Source organism: Aureimonas sp. SA4125 (assembly GCF_019973775.1).
Lineage (GTDB): Bacteria > Pseudomonadota > Alphaproteobacteria > Rhizobiales > Rhizobiaceae > Plantimonas.
Genome location: NZ_AP025032.1, coordinates 1,705,414 through 1,727,837, shown reverse-complemented (window position 1 = coordinate 1,727,837; position 22,424 = coordinate 1,705,414). Strand labels below are relative to the sequence as shown.

The following is a 22,424-nucleotide window of genomic DNA, read 5'->3' as shown; positions in this document are numbered from 1 at the left end:
GAGCCAGACCGTTTCACCCCTCACAACCGAGAAGATCCCTGAAGCGATGACGCCATGAGCCTTCTCGAGCGCTACATATTCAGGAGGGCTCTCGGGTTCAGCCTCGCATCGCTGGCGTCGCTCGTCTTGATCGTGTGGGTCGTCCAGGCGTTGCAGCGGATCGACATCGTGCGCACCAGCGCTTCGGCGGCTGGCAACATCTTCTGGATCGCGATGATGCTGATTCCGGACCTTGCAGCCGGTGTCGTCCCGTTTGCGGTCATCATCGGCGCCATCCAGGCGCTCAACGCCCTCAATGCCGACAGCGAGCGGGCGGTAATCGCGGCCAGCGGCGCTTCGGGCGCGGTCGTGATCAAGCCGATCCTCGCGCTCGGCATCGTCGCGGCGATGCTCCTTCTCGTCCTTTCCCATGTGGTCGGCCCGGCGGCCCAGCGGGGTTTCTACAACGGTCTTCGCACCATCAACGCGGACGCCATCACGCTTTTTCTGCAGCCGGGGCGTTTCGTCGAGATCCAGGACAGCCTCGTCATCAGCATCAGCGACGTCAACGGTTCGGTTGTCGACGGGCTGTTCCTGTCCGATACGCGCGACCCGACCATGGATCTGACCTATTTCGCCAAGCAGGCGCAGATCCTGCAACGCGACGGCGCATCCTATCTTCTCCTCCTCGACGGCCAGTTGCACCGGAAGACTACGGTCGACGGGTCGACGTCGATCATCCAGTTCCAGACCTATGCCTTCGATCTCGCCAGCCTGAAGCCGGCAGGCAGCGAGGACTGGACAAGGACCTCGGAGCGGCCGACGAGCGAGCTGCTGTTTCCCGACATCAACGATCCCGACTTTCAAAGCCGACCTCAGGCTTTCAGCAAGGAATTGTCGCAGCGTCTGACCGACTGGATGTACCCGATCTGCTTTGCGCTCTGGGCCCTTGTTGTCGCGGGCCATCCAAGGACCAATCGCCAGGGTGCCGGACCCGCCATGGGGCTCGGCCTCGCCGGCGCGCTGACGCTGAAGGCGCTCGGCTTCGTGTCGCTGTCGCTTGTCGATCGCGATCCGCGGCTGCAGTTCGTGGTCTTCCTGATACCGCTCCTGTCGATCGGCTTCAGTGTGATCCTGATCTACGCAAACGTGAACGTCTCCGATCTGGGCTTCGTGCAGAAGATCAGCGACGGAATCGCGCGCCTTGGGCGCATCGGCGCCAATCGCTGGCCAGGCGCCGTCGCCGGAAAGGCGGGGCAGTCATGAGAGCGACGCTCAACCAGTATTTCTTCCGCCGCTATCTCGTCAGCTTCTTCTCGTCGATCTTGGTGGTCTTCGCCCTCATCTATCTCATCGACATGATCGAGGTGTCGCGCCGCGGCCGGTTCGCCAATGTCGATTTCTCGACGATCGCTCTCGTCTCGGCGCTGCGGGTCCCCTCCTTCGTCGAGCAGGCCTTTCCCTTCATCGTCCTGTTCTCCTCGATCTTCACGCTTTTGTCGCTGAACAAGCGGCTGGAACTGGTAGTGGCCCGCGCATCCGGGGTCTCGGCATGGCAGATCCTGGCGCCCTTCGTCCTCGGCTCGATTCTCCTCGGCATCGGAGCGACGCTTTTCTACAATCCGCTGGCCGCCCTCGCCCAGGCGCAGTCCGCCATCATCGAGACAACGCTCTCCGGCGGCAGCACCGAGGCCACCAATGACGCAGCGCCGTGGCTGCGGCAGAGCGGCGAGGGCGTCGACTCCATTATCGGCGCCAAGTCGGTGGCGAACGGCGGCATGAGCCTCGGCGGCGTCACCGCGTTCATTCTCGGTCCCGACGGTGCCGTGAGGGAGCGGATCGATGCGCCGAACGCGGTGTTGGAGGACAAGGGCTGGCGACTGTCCTCGCCGATTCTCAGCCGCGTCGGATACGAGCCGCGCAAGCTCGAGACCTACCGGCTGCCGACGACGCTGCGTCCGGAATATGTCGAGCAGAAGCTGGCCGATCCACAGGCGATCCCGATCTGGGACCTTCGATCCAAGATCGAGGTGGCGCGGAGTCTCGGCTACAATTCCGATGCCTTCTCGATGCATTACAACACGCTTATCGCCAAGCCGGCCTTGTTCGTTGCCATGACACTCCTGGCCGCGACGGTCGCCATGCAGTTTGCCCGCACCGGGCAGTCGACACGAACGATAGTCGGTGGCATCACCGCGGGCTTCGTGCTTTACGTCGTAACGTTCCTGGCTCAGGCGCTGGGAAGCAATGCCGTGGTTCCACCGGTGGTCGCCGCATGGTTCCCCGTCGTGGCGGCTGGATTGTTCGGGGTGACGATCCTGCTGCACCAAGAGGATGGCTAGTATGACAGCGAGGGGAAACTCGCGCCGGACGAACAGCAGAGCTCAGCGCAGCGCCCTCTTTGCGGGCGTCGCGGTATGCGCGCTGTATTGCGGCGGTCTCACGGCGAGCGCGCAGGCGCCGCTCGGCGCCATCGGCGCTGGCGTCGACGTGCCGAGCGATGCCCAGCTCTTCCTGGAAGCCGACACCGTCACCTATGACCGCGACGCCGCGGTCGTCACCGCCGACGGCGGCGTGCAGATCGACTATGGCGGCTACAAGCTCGTTGCCCGCAAAGTCGTTTACAACCAGAAGACCAAGCGCCTGCTGGCGATCGGCGACGTCGAACTGCAGCAGCCGGACGGCAACAAGGTCTATGCCGACGGCGCCGACATCACCGACGACTTCTCCGACGGCTTCATCAAGGCCATGCGCCTCGAGACGCCCGACAACACCCGCTTCGCCGCGACCGGCGCTGTGCGCGAGGAAGGCAGCCTCACGACCTTCGAGCAGGGTGTCTACACGGCCTGCGAAGCGTGCAAGGAACATCCCGAACGCGCGCCGCTGTGGCAGGTGAAGGCCCGCAAGATCGTCTGGGATCAGAAGAAGAAAGAGGTCTACTACTACGGCGCGAGGTTCGAGATCTTCGGCAAGCCGATCGCCTATTTCCCGTATTTCCAGCAGGCCGACCCGACCGTGAAGCGCAAGAGCGGCTTCCTGCCGCCCGAGTTCAAATCGTCCGACACGCTCGGCTACGGTCTGCGCGTACCCTACTTCTTCGCCCTCTCCGACAGCTACGACGTCACGGTCGCGGGCACCTACTACAGCCGGCAGGGTTTTCTCGGCGAAGTCGAGTATCGCCAAGCGACCAGCAACGGTTACTTCACCCTCCAGGCCGCCGGCATCTCGCAGAACGATCCGGATTCCTTTAATGTCAACACTCCGGGCTTCGACAATGTCGAGCGCGGCATGGTCGCCAGCACGGGCCGATTCAGCCTGAGCGATCGCTGGACCTTCGGCTGGGACCTTCTCGCGCAGAGCGACCGGACCTTCTCGACCGACTACAGCATCGAGAACTTCTCTGCGATCTATCATACCTCCGAGGTCTACCTGACCGGCCTCGGCGACCAGAGCTTCTTCGATCTTCGGGCACAGCGCTTCGACGTCCAGACAGACGACGAGTTCACGTCAGAAAACCAGGCCGACGCGCTGCCGATCTTCGATTACCAGCGGATCGATCCGTCTTCCATCGGCGGCGGCGAAGTCGAGGTCAACGTCAATGTGGCCAGCCTCAGCCGAAGCGAGGCGAATTCCGCCGTTCAGCTTTTGTGCGAACCCGATTTCATCGTGAACGGCGCTTGCAGCGCGACGGCAGCGGCAAATGCCGGCCGTCAGTCCTACTTTCCCTATCGCTACGATTTCTTCGACCGCAGCGTCCTTGAAGGCGACTATACGCGCGGGACGGCCGATGCCACCTGGCGCCGCACGCTGACCACAGACGAGGGTCTGCTTCTCACGCCGTCGCTCGGCGTGCGCGGCGACGTTTATCGCGCCGACATGTCGCTGGACGGTTTCGCCTTCTCGCCGGCCAACCCTCTTCTCCCGCCGACCGGGACGTCGGGAGCGAACCCCTACATCAGCCTCGGCGGCATCGACGTTGACGATTCCGGATTCCGCGGCATGGCCACGGCCGGTCTCCTCGCCCGCTACCCCGTCGTCATAGAGGCCGCCAATTCCTCGCACGTGATCGAACCGATCGCCCAGCTGATCGTGCGTCCCGACGAGATGAAAAGCGGGCGGTTGCCGAACGAGGACGCGCAGAGCCTCGTCTTTTCGACCGCCAATCTCTTTTCCGAGGACAAGTTCTCGGGCTACGACCGGATCGAGGGCGGCACCCGCGCCAATGTCGGCCTGCGCTATGCCGGCACCTTCGAGACCGGCTACACGCTCGACGCCATGGTCGGGCAGTCCTACCACCTCGCCGGCGAAAATCCCTACGATCAGGAAGATCTGGCGTTGGTGGGCTATGATTCCGGCCTCGAGACCGACCGGTCCGACTATGTCACTTCCCTCACGCTGGGAACGCCCATCGGCCTGTCTCTGGGTGCCCAGGGTCGCTTCGACGAGGAAACCTTCGAAAACCGGCGTACCGATGTTTCCGCCGCCTACGGCAACAGCCGCGGCAGTTTCGGCGTCGCCTATTCCTTCATCGGCGCACAGGAGATCTACGGCTTCCCGCTCGATCGCCGGCAGGTCACGACCTCGGCCACCGTCAAGCTGAACGCCGAGTGGACCGCCTCGGCCTCCCTCGGCTACGATCTCGAGAATTCGACGCTGATCAGCCGGTCCTTCGGCATCGGCTATCTCGACGAGTGCTTCAGCGCCATGGCGACCTACACCAGCACGGAAGACGCCTACCGCCAGACCGATGCCCAGAACACGGTCCTCTTCAAGATCGGGCTGCGGACGATCGCCGACACCGAATTCGAATATAACCTTTCCGAGGAATAGTTGCCTGTCGCCAACCATGTTTTCGCCAAAGGCATCGGCTAGCGCATCGCCAAGGCAGGTTGGGCCGTGCTGACCGCCGACAAAAGCCAGTTGGCGTCCTCCGGCCCGGAGCAACCCTTGTTGGCGCGTGATGCCCCTTGCGTCACGGCCGCCAGGCGGGGCAAGACGGACAAACGCATTTCGGGGAGATCTTCATTGGCGACCACATCTGGCCTACTTCGGCGAGCCTTCTTGGCTCTGACTCTCACAGTCGGGGCAATGGGCGTCCTCGCGACCGGGCCGGCCCTGGCAGCCTCCGAGATCAAGGTCATCGTCAACAAGGAACCGGTTACAACCTTCGCCATCCGGCAGCGTGCCGCCTTTCTGAAACTGCGCCGCGTCAAGGGTGACCTCACCAAGGCCGCTACCGAGGAACTCATCGACGAGGCGCTGAAGAAGCAGGAAACGCGTCGGCGCAACATCACGATTCCCGACCAGGCCGTCGAGCAGTCGTTCCAGAAATTTGCCGCAGACAACAAGCTGACCGGGGCCCAGCTGAGCCAGATCTTCGGACAGGTCGGTTTCTCGGAGAAGGCGTTCAAGGAATATATCCGTGTCCAGATGGGCTGGGGCCAGGCGGTTCAGTCGAGCGTGCGCGGCGGCGACGGCCGCGTGACCGAGCAGGATGCGGTGCAGCGGATGCTGGCGCAGGGCGGCACCAAACCCTCGACCACGGAGTACACGCTCCAGCAGGTGATCTTCGTCATCCCCGAAGCCAAGCGCGGCGCGATGAAGGCCGATCGCATGCGCGAGGCCGCCGCGATGCGCTCGCGCTTCCGGTCCTGCCAGGAGAACTACGAATTCGCCAAGGGCTTGCGCGACGTCACCGTTCGGGAGCTCGGCCGCGTACCGCTGCTGGCTCTTCCGGAACGTTGGAAGGACGGAATCGTCAAGGCTGGCAACAGCGGTACGACGCCGCCCCAGGAGACCGAACGCGGCGTCGAATACATCGTCGTCTGCGGCTCGCGCACCATCTCGGACGACAAGACCGCTGCCATGGTCTTCCAGAGTCAGGATCTGGAGAAGATCGGCAAGTCCGAGCCGGACGCCAAGCTCCTGAAAGAGCTCCGCGACAAGGCGACGATCATCAAGCGATGAACACGCCGCGTCAGGCACGGCCGCTGGCCGTGACCATCGGCGAACCGTCAGGCGTCGGCGCCGACATCGCGCTCGCCGCCTGGGGCCGCCGTTTTCGCCAGCCGATCCCGGCCTTTGTGCTGCTTGCGGATCCAGCGATGCTTCGGCAGCGGATGGCGCGCCTTGGGCTCGACCTGACGCTGCACGAGATCGCCTCGTCCGACGAGGCCCTGTCCTGTTTTGCCACGGGGCTGCCGGTGATGCCGTTGGAGAATCGGCATCTGGAGCAGCCGGGAACGTTGGACGTCCGCAACGCCCTCGGCACGATCGAGGCGATCGACCGCGCAACGCAGATGGCCCTCGCCGGCTCCATCGGTGCCGTGGTGACCAATCCCATCGACAAGAAGGCCCTCTACGACGCGGGCTTCCGGCATCCCGGCCATACGGAATACCTCGCCGATCTCTGCGCCCGTCAGCTGAAGCGCGATTTCATGCCCGTGATGCTGTTGACGGGGCCTGAGCTTTCCTGTGTCCCCGTGACGATCCACATTCCGCTCGCGTCGGTACCGTCGGTGCTGACGACCGAGCTCATCGTCGCGACCGGGCGCATTGTCGCGCGCGAGATGCGAACGCGGATGGGCGTCGCCGAGCCGCGCCTTGCCATCGCCGGCCTCAATCCGCATGCCGGCGAGCGTGGCGCCATCGGAGGCGAGGACGAGGCGATCGTGCGGCCGGCGGTCGATCAGTTGCGGAGTGAGGGCATCGACGCCGTCGGCCCCCTCCCCGCCGACACGATGTTTCACCGCCAGGCGCGGGCGCTCTACGACGTGGCGCTCTGCATGTATCACGACCAGGCGCTGATCCCGGCCAAGACGCTCGCCTTCGACGAGACCGTGAACTGCACGCTCGGCCTGCCGATCATTCGGACGTCGCCCGACCACGGCACCGCCGCCGGCATCGCCGGAACAGGGGCCGCCCGGCCGGACAGCTTCATCGCGGCGCTCGATCTCGCTGCGCGAATGGCCGGGCATGCCGACACCGGCCACACTGTGGCGGCGGCTTGAGCGCCGCCGACGGACTGCCGCCGCTGCGCGTGGTGATGACCGAACACGGTCTCGATCCCCGCAAGGCGCTCGGCCAGAACTTTCTTCTCGACCTCAACCTCACCGGCCGCATCGCGCGGCAGGCCCTGCCGCTGGAAGGCTGCAGCGTCGTCGAGATCGGCCCGGGCCCCGGCGGCCTGACGCGGGCGCTTCTCGCCAACGGCGCCGAACATCTGACGGTGGTCGAGAAGGACAGCCGCTGCCTCGGTGCGCTCGCCGCGATCGCCGCGCATTATCCGGGCCGGCTGACGGTCGTCGAGGGCGACGCGCTGAAAACCGACGTCGCCGCCCTTGCGGACGGGCGGCCGCTGAAGATCGTCGCCAACCTCCCCTACAATATCGGCACGCAGCTGCTGCTCGACTGGGTCGCCGTGCCGTCCTGGCCGCCGGTGTGGAACGAGCTGACGCTGATGTTCCAGCGCGAGGTGGCCGAGCGGATCGTCGCCAAGCCGGGAAGCGCGCATTACGGACGGCTCGCGGTCCTCTGCGGCTGGCGGACGCGGGCGTCGATCCTCTTCGACGTCGGCCCCGAGGCTTTCACGCCGCCGCCCAAGGTGACGTCGTCGGTGGTGCAGCTGCAACCGATCCATGAACCGGTCGACGTGCCGCTCGAGGCGCTGGAGGCGGTCACCGCCGCCGGCTTCGGCCAGCGCCGCAAGATGCTGCGCCAAAGCCTGAAGCCGCTCGGCGGCGAGGCGCTTCTCTTGCGCGCCGGGATCGAACCCCAGCGCCGCGCCGAAACGTTAAGCGTCGAGGAATTCTGCCGCATCGCCGCGCTGCTGTAGTTCCGGCTCGGGTGTCGCGGCTGTGCCGCTCACGCCGAGCCGGATGCAGACATCAAGGGATCAGGCGATCCTGGCGCAGCCTGGCGAACAGGTCGAAAAAGGCGTCGTCCGTTGCCTGGTAGGCGGTAAAGCCGAGCCGGCGGCTCTTCGACATGTCCGTCACCACCTCGATCGGGCGCCCGAGATCGGCGTCGGTATGCCAGGCGGACGCGATGCGGCCGAGATCGGCTTCGACGAGGCCCTCGCGCTCGGCGATCGCCCGCCACGTGGCCGCGTCGTCCGCCATCTGGACCTCCAGCGGCAGTCCCTCGCCATCGAACGGTGCGGGCGTCAGGCCGAACCATTCGGCGATCCGCCCCCACATCCACGACCAGCGGAAGACGTCGCCGTTGACGATGTTGAACGCCTGGTTCGCAGCGCCCGGTGTCGTCGCAGCCCACAGGAGCTGGCGCGCGAGCATCCGCGCATCGGTCATGTCGGTCAGCCCGTTCCACTGCACGGCAGAGCCGGGGAAGCGGAACGGACGCCCGGTCTCGCGGCAGAGGACCGCGTAGGCGGCGAGCGTCGTGCCCATGTTCATGGCGTTGCCGACCGCCTGGCCGATGATCGTGTGGGGCCGATGGACGCTCCAGCTGAAGCCGTCCTGCTCGGCCGCGGCAAAGACCTCGTCCTCCTGCGCGTAGTAGAAGTTCGCGACGTCGAGACGGCCCTGCTCCTCGCGGAAGGGCGTCTGGGGCAGCGTGCCCTTTCCATAGGCCTCGAAGGGTCCGAGATAGTGCTTGAGGCCGGTGACGAGAGCGACGTGGCGGACGCTGCCGGCGGGGCGGAGCGCGCCCAGCAGGTTGCGGACCATCGCGGCGTTGACGCGGATGTTCTCGGCCTCGTTCGCCTGCCGCGCCCAGGTCGTGATGAAGACGGCATCGGGACGGATGCCGGCAACGGCCTTGGCAAGCGCGGCGGGATCGAGGAGGTCGGCGGCGATGGGCGTCACGCCCTCCTGCGCCTGCGGATTGCGGGCAAGGCCGAGGACCTCGGCACCCTCTTCCACGAGAAGTCTGGCCGTGGCGCTTCCAGCGATACCGCTGGCACCAACGACGAGCGCGGTTCTGATCATGATGTCCATCCTTCGTGAGACCCCGCCACATGGTGCGCGCGGTCCCGAAGTCACGGACATAGCTGGTATTCGGTCACGTCATGCCGAGAACGGCGGCCCGCCTTCCCGGACATGAAGCCTTGCAGCGCTCCCACGGCGGATGGCAGCGCTTCGCGCCGAGACCCGCGGTCGAAAGGCTTCAGACCTCTTCGCTCAACAGGCCAGCCGCGAAGTCGAACAGGCCGGGACGCCGGTCGCGGCGCAGGCGCTCGGCGTCGATGATCGCGCGCACTTCCCCGAAAGCCTGATTGAGGTCCGTGTTGACGACAACGTAATCGTAGTCGCGCCAACGCTCGATCTCGATGCGGGAATTCTTCAGCCGCATGGCGATGGTGTCGATCGAGTCCTCGTTGCGGCGCAGGAGCCGCCGCTTCAGCTCGGCCATGGACGGCGGCAGGATGAAGATCGAGACGATATCGCCCCGCGCCTGTTCCTGCAGCTGGCGCGCTCCCTGCCAGTCGATGTCGAAGAGCATGTCGCGCCCCTCCTGCATCGCCTTTTCCGCCGCCGCGCGCGGCGTGCCGTAGAAATTGCCGTGCACTTCTGCCCATTCGAGGAGGGCATCGCCACTGCGCAGCCGCTCGAACTCGTCGAGCCCGATGAAGCGGTAGTGCCGGCCCTCGATCTCGCTGCCGCGACGCTGGCGCGTGGTGACGCTGACCGACAGCGAGAAGCGCGGATCGCTTTCCAGGAGATGATGGGCGATGGTCGACTTGCCGGCGCCAGACGGCGAGGACAGGACGAGCATCAGCCCCCGGCGCTTGATTTCGACCGACGACGACGGCTGGACGGTTTCGCTCATTCGACGTTCTGAACCTGTTCCCGGAATTGATCGACCACGACCTTCAGCTCGATGCCGATGGCGGTCAGCGAGGGCGCGTTCGACTTGGAGCACAGGGTATTCGATTCGCGGTTAAATTCCTGCGAAAGAAAATCGAGACGCCGGCCGACCGGCCCGCCGGCGCCCAGGAGCTCGCGCGCCGCGGTGACATGGGCGGCCAGCCGGTCCAGTTCCTCGCGGATGTCGGCCTTGGCGGCGAGGATCGCGGCCTCCTGATGCAGGCGCGCCGGGTCGAGACGATCGCCCGCTTCCAGAAGCAGCGCCACCTGATCGGCCAGTTTCTGGCGGATCGCCGCGGTCGTGCGGGCGGGATCGCGTTCAGCGGCGGCGGCCAGCGTGGAGATCTCTTCCAGGCGCTCGTCGAGAAGACCGCGCAGGATCGCCCCCTCGTTCTCGCGCGACATGCACAGCTGATCGAGCGCCGCGGCAAAGCCCTCCAGCACCGCCTCGCGCCGATCCTTCTGGTGGACGGGGTCGACCACCGTCTCGGCGACATCGATGATGCCCTTGACGCCGAGGATACCGTCGGCCGTCGGCGCCACGGCGTGGCCAGCCGTGATCAGCCGGTCCGACAGCTCCAGCACCTGCGCCAGCATGGCCTCGTTGACGGTGAAGACGGGTGCCTCGCTCGTGCGCCGCAGGGTCAGGTTGATCTGGACGTTGCCGCGCGACAGACGCGCGCCGGCCATGCGGCGAATGTCGGCTTCCAGGCTCTCCATGCCCTGCGGCAAGCGCAGCCGCAGTTCGAGGCCCTTGCCGTTGAGCGAGCGCAGCTCCCACGCAAATGCGGCGTCGCCGATCTCGCCTTCGACGCGGGCAAAGCCCGTCATGCTCGCGACAGGCATGCCGCAACTCCTCTTCTTCCGGCAGCGGATTTGCCGCCTATGGCCGTCCGTGGCTGATCAAGCCCTGGGTGATCGAGCCCTTGATCGTCAGTTTTTGGCCGCTCCGAGCGTGCCCCGGCGTTACTGCGCGACGACGGGGTCTTTGGCTCCGGCGTCGGCCGGTTCGGCTGCAGCGTCCGCGGCAGCATTCTGCGCCCGCTCGATGGCCCGGTAACGCCTCACATTCGCGTTGTGCTCGTCGAGCGTCTTGGCAAAGACGTGCCCGCCTGTTCCGTCGGCCACGAAATACACGTCGTCGGTCTCGGACGGGTTGGCGACGGCTTCCAGCGCCGCGCGGCCGGGATTGGCGATGGGACCGGGGGGAAGGCCCTTGATGACGTAGGTGTTGTAGGGGTTCTCGTCCTTGATGTGGGACTGGCGGATCGGCTCGTCCGAGGGTTTGCCGCTGCCGCCCCAGATGCCGTAGATGATCGTCGGATCGGACTGAAGACGCATGCCCTTCTTCAACCGGTTGAGGAAGACGGCGGCAACGCGCGAGCGCTCGTCGGCGCGTCCGGTCTCCCTCTCGACGATCGAGGCGAGCGTCACGAACTCGCCGATGTCCTTGATGGCGATGTCGCTGTCGCGCCGGGCCCAGACCTCCTCGACGAGCGCCGTCTGCGCCGCCTGCATCCTGGCAACCAGTTCGGCACGGGTCATGCCGCGCTGCACGCGGTACGTGTCGGTCCGCAGCGTTCCCTCGGGAACCATCGGCGGCAGGTCGCCGGTGAGCACCGTCTCGGCCGCCAGACGATCATAGGCCTGCTTGACCGTCCATCCTTCGGGGATGGCAACGGAATGGAGGACGGACTGCCCGCTGCGGATCTTTTCCATCACGTCGAACATGCTGGAACCGGGCTCGAAGCCGTATTCGCCGGCCTTCAACCCGGCGTCGGCGGACGACAGCCGCACGCCGTATTCGAAGACGCTGGCGCTGGAGATGATCCCCTCGCGCTCGAGGCCGCGGGCAATGGTCTCGAGGCCCGAATTGCGGGGAACGACATAGCTCGCGGAGGTCGTCAGCGGCCCCTGACCGTAGAATTGCGAACGCCCCCAGGAAACGATCCCGACGGCGACGAGCGCGACCAGCATGGCGACCGAGAAGATCAGGTTGAAGAAGACCACCACCTGATTGCGCGATCCGCGCGAACGCCTCGGCGGCACGGGCGCCGGTCGCGGACGCAGGGATGCGGCGGCGGACTGGGGGAGCAGCTTTTGATCGCGGCCGTCGCCACCTCTGTAATCGTCGGTCACGAAATCATCCCTCACGGATCGGTCGACAAGAAGCGGTGACCCACCATCTCAATGTGGCGAAAGACGGTATCTCAGTCGACGAGGCGACGGAACACCAGCGACGCGTTCGTTCCGCCGAAGCCAAAGGAGTTGGAGAGCGCGATGTCGATGCGGTGCTCGCGCTTGGTGTGCGGGACGAGATCGATCTTCGTGACGATTGAAGGATTGTCGAGGTTGAGCGTGGGCGGCGCGACATTGTCGCGGATCGCCAGCAAGCAGAAAATCGCCTCGACGGAGCCAGCCGCCCCCAGCAGATGGCCGATGGCCGACTTCGTCGACGACATGAGCATGCCGTCGGAAGCGTCGCCGAGAAGGCGCTCGATGGCACGCAACTCGATCTCGTCGCCCATCGGCGTCGAGGTGCCATGGGCATTGATGTAGTCGATGTCGGACGCCTTGATGCCCGCGCGTTTCAGCGCCGCGGACATGCAGCGATAGGCGCCATCACCGTCGGGCGCCGGCGCCGTGATATGGTAGGCGTCGCCCGACATGCCGTAGCCGATGATCTCGGCATAGATCTTGGCGCCCCGCGCCCGTGCATGTTCGAGCTCTTCCAGGACGACGATGCCGGCGCCCTCGCCCATGACGAAGCCGTCGCGGTCGCGGTCGTAGGGACGCGAGGCCCTGGCCGGATCGTCGTTGAAATTGGTCGACAGCGCCTTGCAGGCGGCAAAGCCGGCCAGCGACAGGCGCGAAACAGGTGATTCGGTGCCGCCGGCGACCATGACGTCGGCATCGCCGAAGGCGATCAGCCGCGCGGCATCGCCGATCGCATGCGCGCCGGTCGAACAGGCGGTGACGATGGAGGAATTCGGGCCTTTCAGCCCGTTGCGAATCGATACCTGCCCCGCCGCCAGATTGATCAGGCTGCCGGGGATGAAGAAGGGGCTGACGCGCCGCGGCCCTCTCTCGTCGAGGGTCAGCGATGTCCGCTCGATGGCCTGCAGGCCGCCAATTCCCGATCCGATGAGAACGCCGGAGACGATCTGATCCGCGTAGGATTCGGGATGCCAGTCGGCATCGTCGAGCGCCTCGGCGGCAGCCGCAACGGCGTAGATGATGAAATCATCGACCTTGCGCTGCTCCTTGGGCTCCATCCACTGATCAGGATTGAAGCTGCCGTCGGAGCCGTCCCCCTTGGGGATTTCGCAGGCGATCTGACAGGGAAGATCGGAAACCTCGAAACCGTCGACCCGCCGAGCGGCGCTATCGCCGTTCAGCAGGCGTTTCCAGGTTACGCTGGCGCCGGTCCCGAGGGGACTGATCATTCCAACGCCAGTGATTACCACTCGTCTCATACAACACTCAATTCGCGGCAGCGGGCGATGCCCGCCGCACGAGTCAGGACTGGTTCTTCTCGATGAACTTGACCGCATCGCCGACCGTCAGGATGGTCTCGGCCGCGTCATCGGGAATCTCGACACCGAACTCTTCCTCGAACGCCATCACGAGTTCGACCGTATCAAGGCTGTCGGCGCCCAGATCGTCGATGAAGCTGGCATTCTCGGTGACCTTGTCCTGCTCGACGCCGAGATGCTCGATCACGATCTTCTTAACCCGTTCAGCGGTGTCGCTCATGTTTCTTCCTCTTTGAGATGGTTTCGTTGTTTTGGTTAGACGCGCCGGGTTCGTGAATCAAGCACCGGCGGCATCAATCGTCATTGCCGCACAGATGTCTCGGCGATGCAGTGTCAGGCAAGCGCTTAGCATGCTGTCCGGCGGGGACCAACCCGCGGCCGCCACCACGGCGCTGCCAAGGTCTCCGCCAGCGCCGCTGCGGCTCAGATCATCGCCATTCCACCGTTGACGTGAATGGTCTGCCCGGTGACGTAAGCGGCCTCGCTGGAGGCCAGGAACAGGGCCGCTGCGGCGATCTCCGCGCCCTCGCCCATGCGCCGCATCGGAATGGCGGACATGATGGCGTCCTTCTGCTTGTCGTTCAGCTTCTCGGTCATGGCACTGGAAATGAATCCGGGAGCGATGCAGTTCACCGTGACGTTTCGCGAGGCGATCTCCTGCGCCAGCGACTTGGAAAAGCCGATCATGCCGGCCTTGGCAGCGCAATAGTTGGCCTGGCCGGGATTGCCGGTGACGCCGACGATCGAGGTGATGTTGACCACGCGGCCGTAGCGCCGACGCATCATCTGGTGCGTCAGGCCGCGGGTCAGGCGGAAGGCGGCGGTGAGGTCGACCTCGATGACCTTGTCCCAGTCGTCATCGGACATACGCACGAACAGTCCGTCCTTGGTGATGCCGGCATTGTTGACGAGAATGTCGACGCCCTCCATCTCCTTGTCGGCCGTTTCGGCCAGAGCCTTCTGCGCATCGCGGTCGGACAGATCGGCGGGGAAGACATGGACGCGCTCGCCGAGCGTGGCGGCGAGTTCCTCGAGCTTTTCGCGGCGGGTCCCGTGCAGGCCGACGCTCGCTCCGGCGCCGTGCAGGGCGCGGGCAATAGCTTCGCCGATGCCGCCGCTGGCACCGGTGACGAGCGCCTTGCGGCCGGTGAGATCAAACATCGCTTCTCTCCTTGGATCGGCTGGTGGCGGCCATCTGGCGCCCTATTCGGTTGTCGCCGGCTTTTGCGGCGAAACGGCCGGTCACGCCGGCGAAAGCTGGTCGAGGTCTGCGGGGGCGCCGATGCTGATCGTGCGCACGGCCTTGTCGATCCGCTTGCCGAGCCCGGCCAGAACCTTGCCGTTGCCGACCTCGATCATCGTGTCGACGCCGTCGCCGGCCATGAACTCGATGCATTCGCGCCAGCGCACCTGCCCCGTCACCTGCTCGACCAGACGCCGCCGGATCTCGGCGGGATCCTCGATCGGGCGCGCCAGGACGTTGGAAACGACGGGAACCAAGGGACGCTGCATCTCGACGCTTTCCAGCGCCTCGCGCATTCGGTCGGCAGCGGGCTGCATCAGGCTGCAGTGGAAAGGGGCGGAGACCGGCAGCGCGATCGCCCGCTTGGCTCCTTGCTCCAGCGCCAGAGCCATGGCCCGAGCCACAGCGCTGGCCTCGCCGGAGACGACGATTTGGCCACCGCCATTGTCGTTGGCAAGTTCGCAAGGCTGACCCGGGGCGCCGGCCGCCGCGCAGACGGTCGCGACCGCGGCGTGGTCGAGACCGAGGATCGCCGCCATGGCACCTTCCCCTGCCGGAACCGCGCGCTGCATTGATTCGCCCCGGATCCGGAGGAGCCGTGCCGTATCGGCGAGGCTGAACGCGCCCGCGGCAGCCAGGGCCGAATATTCCCCGAGCGAATGTCCGGCGACGTAGCGGGCCGAAGCCTTCAGGTCGAAACCGCGCGCCTCCATGGCGCGAAGGGCGGCCATCGAAACAGCCATCAGCGCGGGCTGGGCGTTGGCCGTCAGCGTCAGATCGGCTTCCGGCCCCTCGAAGATGATCCGGGAAAGCTTCTGTCCGAGCGCCTCGTCCACCTCCTCGAAGATCCGGCGGCTTTCGACGAAGGCTTCGGCAAGCGCGCGGCCCATGCCGACGCTCTGGCTACCCTGTCCGGGAAAGATCAATGCAAGCGCCATGGAAGTCCTACTGAATTCCGTTCGACAAATGTCGACCTTGAACGCGGAAGCGGCACGGCCTGTCAAGACGGAGGGTCGATGCGGGTGCCATGGGTTCGGCGATGGGATCGCTGCGCGGAAAGGGAATCGCAACCATTCCAGGCGGTCTTCCAGTTGTCGCCGAGCCCCTCACCTAACGTTAAGGTAGTGCGATCATAAGTTCTGGTTACAGAAGCCCGACCACGAAACGAGATTGTTGGATACATGCACAACCTAGAGGCACGGCGCCGCAGAGATTTCAATCAGGGCATGGATGCACTGATCGATGGTGCGAGTGACGACGCGACGTTGATGCGCGAGATGCTCGAGCAGATGCGTCAGGGCATCGTCCTCTACGAGCATGATGCCAGTGGCGAGGATGTCGTGCGCCTGTTCAACGCGCAGGCGGCCCTCGTTCTCGAGCTGCCGCCCGGCTTCATCCGCAAAGGTCTTCGACGTCGCGACCTCGTCAATTTCTGCGCACTACGCGGCGACCACCCCGCCGACTTCGACCCCGCTGCCTATTTCTCCGTGATGAGGCAGAAAGGCGAAGGCGAACTCATGATGCAGTCGCCTTCGGGTCGCTGGGTGCAGGTAACATGGAGACGACGCGCGGCGGCGGGCGGCACCCTCACGCTCTACACCGACGTGAGCGAGAAGGTCGCCTGTGAGCGCCAGTTGACGGAGACGCGCGAGGAATACCGGACGCTGGCGGAATTCGCCCCGACCGGCATCGCCAAGCTCGACCCCGCCGGACGCCTCGTCTTCGCCAATGTCGCCGCCCTCGACCTCCTCGACCGGCCGATGGAGGAAGTCGACCTGGCGCACCAGATCGAGCCGAACGACGACATCTCCTTCGCCACGCATCTGGCGAGGGGCGGACGCTTCGAGGCCGACATCCGGATGCCCTATCTCACCCGCCACGTCATCGTCTCGGTCCATACCGTTGGCGAATGCGGCGCCAAGATCATCTCGCTGGCCGACGTCACCCGCCTTCGCGAGGCGCGAAGCCAGATCGAGCACATGGCCTGCCACGATTCCCTGACGGGTCTCGGCAACCGTCGCCAGTTCAACCTGATCTGGCAGAAGCTGGCCGCCGAGGCCGCGGCCGGGACCGCGACCGGGATGCAGCACCTCATCGCGCTCGACCTCGACCGGTTCAAGCGCATCAACGACGATCATGGTCATGGCGTCGGGGACCGGCTGCTCCAGGTCGCGGCATCCCGCATCAGGCTTGCGGCGGGCGAGGGAGCGAGCAGCTTTCGGCTCGGCGGCGACGAGTTTGCCGTAATCAGCAGCTCCGCGTCGCGTCGGGATGCCGTGGCGACCGCCGAAGCGATCATTGGCCGGCTTTCGGAACCCTTCGAGATCGACGGACTGACGCTGGCGATCGGTTGCTCGGCCGGCATCGCCACCATGCTGGTCGACGGCAGCACTGCTGCCGAGGTCCAGCGGGCGGCCGACGTCGCGCTCTACCAGGTCAAGCGCAGCGGCCGAGGGCTCGTCGCCTGCTTCGATCCGGCGCAGGAGCGCCACATCGATGAACGTCAGAGGCTGGAATCCGATCTCGCCCTGGCCATTGCCCGCAACGAGTTCACTCTGGCCTACCAGCCCCAGATCGACCTCGATACCGGCCGCATCGTCGGCATCGAGGCCTTGCTGCGCTGGCACAATCCACGCCTCGGCTGCCTCGTCTCCCCGACCGACTTCGTCCCCCTCGCCGAAGCGCTCGGCCTGATCGGCCTCATCGACATCTGGGTGATGAAGACGGCGATCGCCCAGATCCGCCAGTTTCTGGATGCCGGGCTGGAGAAGCCGTTCATCTCGATCAACATGTCGCCGCTGACGCTGAAGCGGCCCGACATCGTCGATCTCCTCGCCGACGCCCTGGCGCAGCACCGGGTCGATCCCGGCCTCGTCGAGATCGAGATCACCGAGGGCGTGGCGATCGCCGACAGGCAGAGCGTGCGGCAGGTCCTCGACCGCATACGCGCCGGCGGCATGCGGGTCGCGATCGACGATTTCGGCGCCGGACATTCCAGCCTCGCCTACATCCAGAGCCTAGCCGTTGACCGGGTGAAGATCGATCGTTCGATCATCGAGGGTCTTGGCCGCGAAGACCGGACGCTGGCGGTCGTGGCATCGATCGCGGCCTTATGCCGGGGTCTCGGACTGAGGTTGACGGCAGAAGGGATCGAGACGGAGGCGCAGTGGCAAACGCTGCGCACGCTCGGCGCCATAGACGGCCAGGGCTTCTATCTCGGCGTGCCCGACACCGCCCAGGCGCTGCTCGCCAGATTTGGCAGGGACGGATTTTCCGGTCAGCTGTCTCCCCATGTTGCCTGAGACGGGCAACAACATCGTTCGAACTGGGCGATAGGCGCCTCGCTGGACGGTCTGTGGGCCGAGCGCCAGGCGCCGCTTTACGGCCCGCCCTTGCGTTTTCGGCCCGAAAGCGCTACCAGCCGGCTCGTCGCTGCCCGGTCACAAGCCGGGGGCTGAACGGAAGGTGCCGGCTTGCCGGTATGAGGACGCATTGTCCGCTTCCCGTGTCCCCGCTCTCGACCGTCCCAAAGACGCGCCTTTCCGCCGCCGGCCCTCGGGCCTTCTGGAGAGTCGCAGAGGCTTAGCCGCTGTATCCGGGCAAGGGACATGAAAACGAAAGAACGGAAAGGCGAAAGCGATGGCTCTGTATGAGCACGTATTTCTCGCCCGGCAGGACATTAGCGGCCAGCAGGTCGATCAGATCGTCGATACCTATCGCGGTGTGATCGAAGCCAATGGCGGCAAGGTCGGCAAGGTCGAGAGCTGGGGTCTGAAGACCCTGACCTATCGGATCAAGAAGAACCGGAAGGCCTACTACATCCTGATGAACATCGATGCCCCCTCGGCGGCGGTGCAGGAAATGGAGCGCCAGATGCGCTTCAACGAGGACATCCTGCGCTACATTACCATCAAGGTCGATGCGCATGACGACGCGCAGTCGGTGATGATGCAGAAGCGCGACGACCGTCCACGCCGCGGCGACCGCGACGACCGCCCGGGTGGCGACCGTCCGCGCCGTGACCGCGACGACCGTCCGCCGCGCCGCGACGACGACGATCGTCCGCGCCGCCCTCGTCCTGATGCGGAGTAAGGCACCATGAGCGATTCTTCTTCCAGCACCGTCCGTCGGCCGTTCCACCGCCGTCGCAAGTCCGATCCCTTCGCGGCGAGCGATTCGCCGAAGATCGACTACAAGGACGTCCGCCTGCTGCTGCGCTACATCTCCGAGCGCGGCAAGATCGTGCCCTCGCGCATCACCGCGGTTTCCCAAAAGAACCAGCGGGCGCTGGCCCAGGCGATCAAGCGTGCGCGCTTCCTCGGCCTGCTTCCCTACGTCCTGAAGTAGGTTTCGACATCCGGCTGCGCGGTCCCTTTCCGGGCCGCGCAGTCCTCGCCGCCGGCAACCGGCGAGACTGGCATCTGGCCGAGCTGGGGTGGCTTCTGCACCCCTAACTGCGACGAGCAGGACAGCGAAGACCCATGAAATTTTCCGCGCTCCTCATCGGACTGGCCGCCGGCCTCGCCTCGGCACTGCTGTTCGCCGGCCTGATCCTGCAGTCGCCGACGGCTGTCGGCCTGTCGCTGGCCGCGCCGATCCCGATCTTCCTTGCCAGCCTCGGCTGGGGCAGCCGCGTCGGCGTCGTCGCCGCGCTGACCGCCTCGGCGTCGCTTGCCGCCGTGACGGGCTTTGCCGGAAGCGGCCTCATCCTCTTCGCCACCATGTCGCTGCCCAGCGCCATCATCGGCCACCTGGCGGGCCTTGCGCGACCCAGGGAGACCGAGGAGCCGGCCGCGGCCGGTCCTTTCGGCCCGGCGGAGCCCGCCGCACCCGCCTTCGACTGGTATCCGCTCGAGCGAATCCTGTTTGCCATCGCCGCCATCGCCTCCGTCGCCTGCCTCTTCATCGGCTGGCTGTTCGGCTACAACGCGTCCGAGATCGGACCCGAACTGTCGGCGGCGCTGAGCGCGCAGATGGGCGCCACGGTCGATCCGGCGATGCAGGAGCAGGTGCAGGTTCTCGCGCGGCTGATCGTGCAGCTCGTGCCGTTCATCCAGCCCGCGCTCCTCGTCATCACGCTCGTCGCCGGCCTGCATCTCTCGGCGATCATCACCCGCCTGTCGGGACGTCTGGCACGCCCGCGCGACGACATCCCGGCACAGGCCTCGCTTCCCGGCTTTGCCGTCTCGATCTTCGCCCTCGCCATCGCAGGCTGCTTCGTGCCCAGCACACTCTCCACCGTCGCCGCCGTCGTCGCCGGCGCATTCGGCACGGCCTTCACCCTCGTCGGTCTCGCCTCGGTGCATCGCCGGTCGCGCGGCGCCAGGAACCGCACCCTCATCCTCATCGGCGCCTATAGCGCCATCGTCTTCCTGACCTTCCCGCTGCTCGCCGCCACGGCGCTCGGCGTCTTCGAAACCGCCCGCCCCTCCTCCCGTGGCCGGGCGTCGCAGTAACCCCGCATACCCTTTTTTGAAACCAACCAAAGGAACATCACCATGGACGTCATTCTTCTCGAGCGCGTCGCCCGCCTTGGCCAGATGGGCGACACCGTCCGCGTCAAGGACGGCTTTGCCCGCAACTTCCTCCTGCCGACCGGCAAGGCCCTGCGCGCCAACGAAGCCAACCGCGCCAAGTTCGAATCGCAGAAGAGCGAGCACATCGCCCGCAATGAAGAGCGCAAGCGCGAGGCCGGCGAGGTCGCCGGGACGCTGGCCGGCAAGAGCTTCCTGACCATCCGCTCGGCCGGCGAAACCGGCCAGATGTACGGCTCGGTCTCGGCCCGCGACGTCTCGGACCTTCTGAAGGAAGCCGGCTTCCGCATCGGCCGCAACCAGATCCTCCTGAACCAGCCGATCAAGGTCATCGGCCTGCACAAGGTTCAGATCGCCCTGCATTCGGAAGTCGAGATCGAAATCGAGATCAACATCGCGCGCTCGCACGAAGAGGGTCAGCGCCAGTCCCAGGGCGAGAACCTCACCTCGGTCGACGCCCTCATGGATATCGACGACCTCGAGGACGAGTACGATGCAGCCGAGGACGCCGAGGCCGGCACCACGACGGACGAAGACGCCGCCTGATTCCCTCGGCAACCCACACGACGTCCAGAAGGCCCCGGCATCGCGCCGGGGCCTTTTTTTTGTGTCTGCCAGCGTGGCTCCGAGCAGGCGTGCCGCTCGATATCGCCAGAGTCGATTTTGGCCGGTGGTCAAGCCGTTCGCCAGTTTTCCCACAGGGGCGGCACGCACCCTGTGCACAGCGACGAGGTTTCGGCCGCGGCCGCTAAATCGCTGTCATCTGGCTGTCAGCTTCGCTAAAACGGCGCGATCGGCGGAAGACGAAGGACAGAGGCAATGGCCGAGGCGGCGCGCAAATTCGACGAGGACGCAGCGCTCTACCGCGAGGCTCCGAACAATATCGAGGCCGAGCAGGCCCTTCTCGGCGCGATTCTCGTCAACAACGACGCCTATTACGTCGTCCATGACTTCCTGAAGCCCGACCACTTTTTCGAGCCCCTGCACCGCGAGATCTTCACCAAGACGTCCGAGATGATCCGGATGGGCAAGATCGCCAATCCGGTGACGATCAAGACCTTTCTGGCCGCCAACGACAAGGTCGGCGACATCACGGTGGCGCAGTACCTGGCGCGACTCGCGGCGGAAGCCACGACCATCATCAACGCGTCCGACTACGGCCGTGCGATCTACGATCTGGCCCTCAGGCGCAACCTGATCCGGATCGGCGAGGACATGGTCAACATCGCCTTCGACGCGCCGCTCGACGTCGAGCCGAAGGCGCAGATCGAGGATGCCGAGCGCCGGCTGTTCGAGCTGGCCGAGACCGGGCGCTACGACGGCGGCTTCCAGTCCTTCACCGATGCGGTGACGCTCGCCGTCGAGATGGCATCGGCGGCCAAGGACCGCGACGGCGGTCTGTCCGGCGTTTCCACCGGCATCATCGGTCTCGACCGGCGTCTCGGCGGCCTGCAGCGCTCCGATCTGATCGTGCTCGCCGGCCGTCCGGCCATGGGCAAGACCTCGCTCGCCACCAACATCGCCTTCAACATCGCCGCCGCCTTCGAGCCGGCCGACCAGTCGGACGGCACCTTCTCGGCCAAGAACGGCGGCGTCGTCGGCTTCTTCTCCCTGGAAATGTCGGCCGAACAGCTGGCGACGCGCATCATCTCCGAGCAGACCGAGATCTCCTCCTCGAAGATCCGCCGCGGCATGATCAACGAAACCGAGCTCGTGAAGCTCATCGCCTGCTCCGAGACGATGCAGCGCCTGCCGCTCTACATCGACCAGACCGGCGGCATCTCGATCGCCCAGCTCGCGGCCCGGGCGCGGCGGCTGAAGCGCCAGCGCGGCCTCGACGTGATGGTCATCGACTATCTCCAGCTGATGCAGGGCTCGTCGAAGAATTCGCAGAACCGCGTCCAGGAAATGACGGAGATCACCACCGGGCTGAAGGCACTGGCCAAAGAGCTGAACGTGCCGATCATCGGCCTGTCGCAGCTGTCGCGCCAGGTCGAGAACCGCGAGGACAAGCACCCGCAATTGTCGGACTTGCGGGAATCCGGCTCGATCGAGCAGGACGCCGACGTCGTGATGTTCGTCTATCGCGAGGAATACTACCTCTCGAACAAGGAGCCGAAGCCCGGCACGCAGGAACACTTCACCTGGCAGACCGAGATGAACGAGGCGCGCGGCAAGGCCGAGGTGATCATCGCCAAGCAGCGCCACGGACCGACCGGCACGGTGCCCCTCGCCTTCCAGGCCGAGTTCACCCGCTTCACCGATCTCGCCGACGAGAGCTATCTGCCGGAGCGCTTCGAGTAGG

At 65.7% G+C, this 22,424-nt stretch carries 20 protein-coding genes; 12 read left to right on the top strand and 8 right to left on the bottom strand.

Annotated elements, in window-relative coordinates; translation table 11 throughout:
• Positions 1-54 precede the first annotated feature (54 nt).
• The 6 genes from Sa4125_RS07940 (at position 55) to rsmA (ending at position 7,813) form a co-directional block, all read left to right on the top strand.
• Positions 55-1,245 (top strand): LptF/LptG family permease, encoded by a 1,191-nt coding sequence (locus Sa4125_RS07940; RefSeq protein WP_224005648.1) that lies wholly within the window; start codon positions 55-57, stop codon positions 1,243-1,245.
• A complete protein-coding gene (gene lptG / locus Sa4125_RS07935) occupies positions 1,242-2,321 on the top strand; it encodes an LPS export ABC transporter permease LptG (RefSeq protein ID WP_224005646.1) in 1,080 nt (359 codons plus the stop codon). Before Sa4125_RS07940 ends, lptG begins: the two co-directional genes overlap by 4 nt.
• Position 2,322: 1 nt before the next feature.
• The gene (locus Sa4125_RS07930; protein ID WP_224005643.1) at positions 2,323-4,809 is read left to right on the top strand and encodes an LPS-assembly protein LptD; all 2,487 of its coding nucleotides are present in this window, start codon (positions 2,323-2,325) and stop codon (positions 4,807-4,809) included.
• Positions 4,810-5,040: 231 nt separating this feature from the next.
• A complete protein-coding gene (locus Sa4125_RS07925) occupies positions 5,041-5,946 on the top strand; it encodes a SurA N-terminal domain-containing protein (RefSeq protein WP_224005640.1) in 906 nt (301 codons plus the stop codon).
• Entirely contained in the window at positions 5,943-6,989 is a 1,047-nt protein-coding gene (gene pdxA, locus Sa4125_RS07920) for a 4-hydroxythreonine-4-phosphate dehydrogenase PdxA (RefSeq protein ID WP_224005637.1), read from the top strand. Before Sa4125_RS07925 ends, pdxA begins: the two co-directional genes overlap by 4 nt.
• Positions 6,986-7,813 carry a 16S rRNA (adenine(1518)-N(6)/adenine(1519)-N(6))-dimethyltransferase RsmA gene (gene rsmA / locus Sa4125_RS07915; protein ID WP_224005634.1) on the top strand — a complete coding sequence of 276 codons (828 nt, stop codon included), beginning with the start codon at positions 6,986-6,988 and terminating at the stop codon, positions 7,811-7,813. The genes pdxA and rsmA overlap by 4 nt, the downstream gene beginning before the upstream one ends.
• Before the next feature lie 52 nt (positions 7,814-7,865).
• Here rsmA and Sa4125_RS07910 read toward each other — a convergent pair whose 3' ends face one another.
• The 8 genes from Sa4125_RS07910 to fabD all read right to left on the bottom strand — a co-directional run bounded on the left by Sa4125_RS07910 (position 7,866) and on the right by fabD (position 15,523).
• Positions 7,866-8,927, bottom strand: coding sequence for an SDR family oxidoreductase (locus Sa4125_RS07910; protein ID WP_224005631.1), 1,062 nt, complete (start codon positions 8,925-8,927; stop codon positions 7,866-7,868).
• A gap of 178 nt (positions 8,928-9,105) precedes the next feature.
• A complete protein-coding gene (gene gmk / locus Sa4125_RS07905) occupies positions 9,106-9,768 on the bottom strand; it encodes a guanylate kinase (RefSeq protein WP_224005628.1) in 663 nt (220 codons plus the stop codon).
• Positions 9,765-10,652 carry a YicC/YloC family endoribonuclease gene (locus Sa4125_RS07900; RefSeq protein ID WP_224005625.1) on the bottom strand — a complete coding sequence of 296 codons (888 nt, stop codon included), beginning with the start codon at positions 10,650-10,652 and terminating at the stop codon, positions 9,765-9,767. Before Sa4125_RS07900 ends, gmk begins: the two co-directional genes overlap by 4 nt.
• Before the next feature lie 120 nt (positions 10,653-10,772).
• Positions 10,773-11,945: an endolytic transglycosylase MltG gene (gene mltG, locus Sa4125_RS07895; RefSeq protein WP_224005622.1), complete on the bottom strand. Its 1,173-nt coding sequence runs from the start codon at positions 11,943-11,945 to the stop codon at positions 10,773-10,775.
• A 71-nt stretch (positions 11,946-12,016) separates the two neighbouring features.
• The gene (gene fabF, locus Sa4125_RS07890; protein ID WP_224005619.1) at positions 12,017-13,282 is read right to left on the bottom strand and encodes a beta-ketoacyl-ACP synthase II; all 1,266 of its coding nucleotides are present in this window, start codon (positions 13,280-13,282) and stop codon (positions 12,017-12,019) included.
• Positions 13,283-13,325: 43 nt separating this feature from the next.
• A complete protein-coding gene (locus Sa4125_RS07885) occupies positions 13,326-13,562 on the bottom strand; it encodes an acyl carrier protein (RefSeq protein ID WP_224005616.1) in 237 nt (78 codons plus the stop codon).
• A gap of 203 nt (positions 13,563-13,765) precedes the next feature.
• The gene (fabG, locus tag Sa4125_RS07880; RefSeq protein WP_224005613.1) at positions 13,766-14,503 is read right to left on the bottom strand and encodes a 3-oxoacyl-[acyl-carrier-protein] reductase; all 738 of its coding nucleotides are present in this window, start codon (positions 14,501-14,503) and stop codon (positions 13,766-13,768) included.
• An 81-nt stretch (positions 14,504-14,584) separates the two neighbouring features.
• Positions 14,585-15,523, bottom strand: coding sequence for an ACP S-malonyltransferase (fabD, locus tag Sa4125_RS07875; RefSeq protein ID WP_224005610.1), 939 nt, complete (start codon positions 15,521-15,523; stop codon positions 14,585-14,587).
• A 288-nt stretch (positions 15,524-15,811) separates the two neighbouring features.
• On the opposite strand from fabD, the gene Sa4125_RS07870 reads away from it, so the two are divergent.
• From Sa4125_RS07870 to Sa4125_RS07845, 6 genes are all read left to right on the top strand, one after another.
• Complete coding sequence (locus Sa4125_RS07870) at positions 15,812-17,887, top strand: EAL domain-containing protein (protein WP_224005607.1); 2,076 nt, start codon at positions 15,812-15,814, stop codon at positions 17,885-17,887.
• A 337-nt stretch (positions 17,888-18,224) separates the two neighbouring features.
• A complete protein-coding gene (gene rpsF / locus Sa4125_RS07865; protein WP_224005604.1) occupies positions 18,225-18,677 on the top strand; it encodes a 30S ribosomal protein S6 in 453 nt (150 codons plus the stop codon).
• Between the two features lie 6 nt (positions 18,678-18,683).
• Positions 18,684-18,932 (top strand): 30S ribosomal protein S18, encoded by a 249-nt coding sequence (rpsR, locus tag Sa4125_RS07860; RefSeq protein WP_188850105.1) that lies wholly within the window; start codon positions 18,684-18,686, stop codon positions 18,930-18,932.
• 134 nt (positions 18,933-19,066) lie between these two features.
• Positions 19,067-20,041 (top strand): hypothetical protein, encoded by a 975-nt coding sequence (locus Sa4125_RS07855; RefSeq protein ID WP_224005601.1) that lies wholly within the window; start codon positions 19,067-19,069, stop codon positions 20,039-20,041.
• Between the two features lie 42 nt (positions 20,042-20,083).
• A complete protein-coding gene (rplI, locus tag Sa4125_RS07850; protein ID WP_224005598.1) occupies positions 20,084-20,665 on the top strand; it encodes a 50S ribosomal protein L9 in 582 nt (193 codons plus the stop codon).
• Between the two features lie 273 nt (positions 20,666-20,938).
• Positions 20,939-22,423: a replicative DNA helicase gene (locus Sa4125_RS07845; RefSeq protein ID WP_224005595.1), complete on the top strand. Its 1,485-nt coding sequence runs from the start codon at positions 20,939-20,941 to the stop codon at positions 22,421-22,423.
• Position 22,424 lies beyond the last annotated feature (1 nt).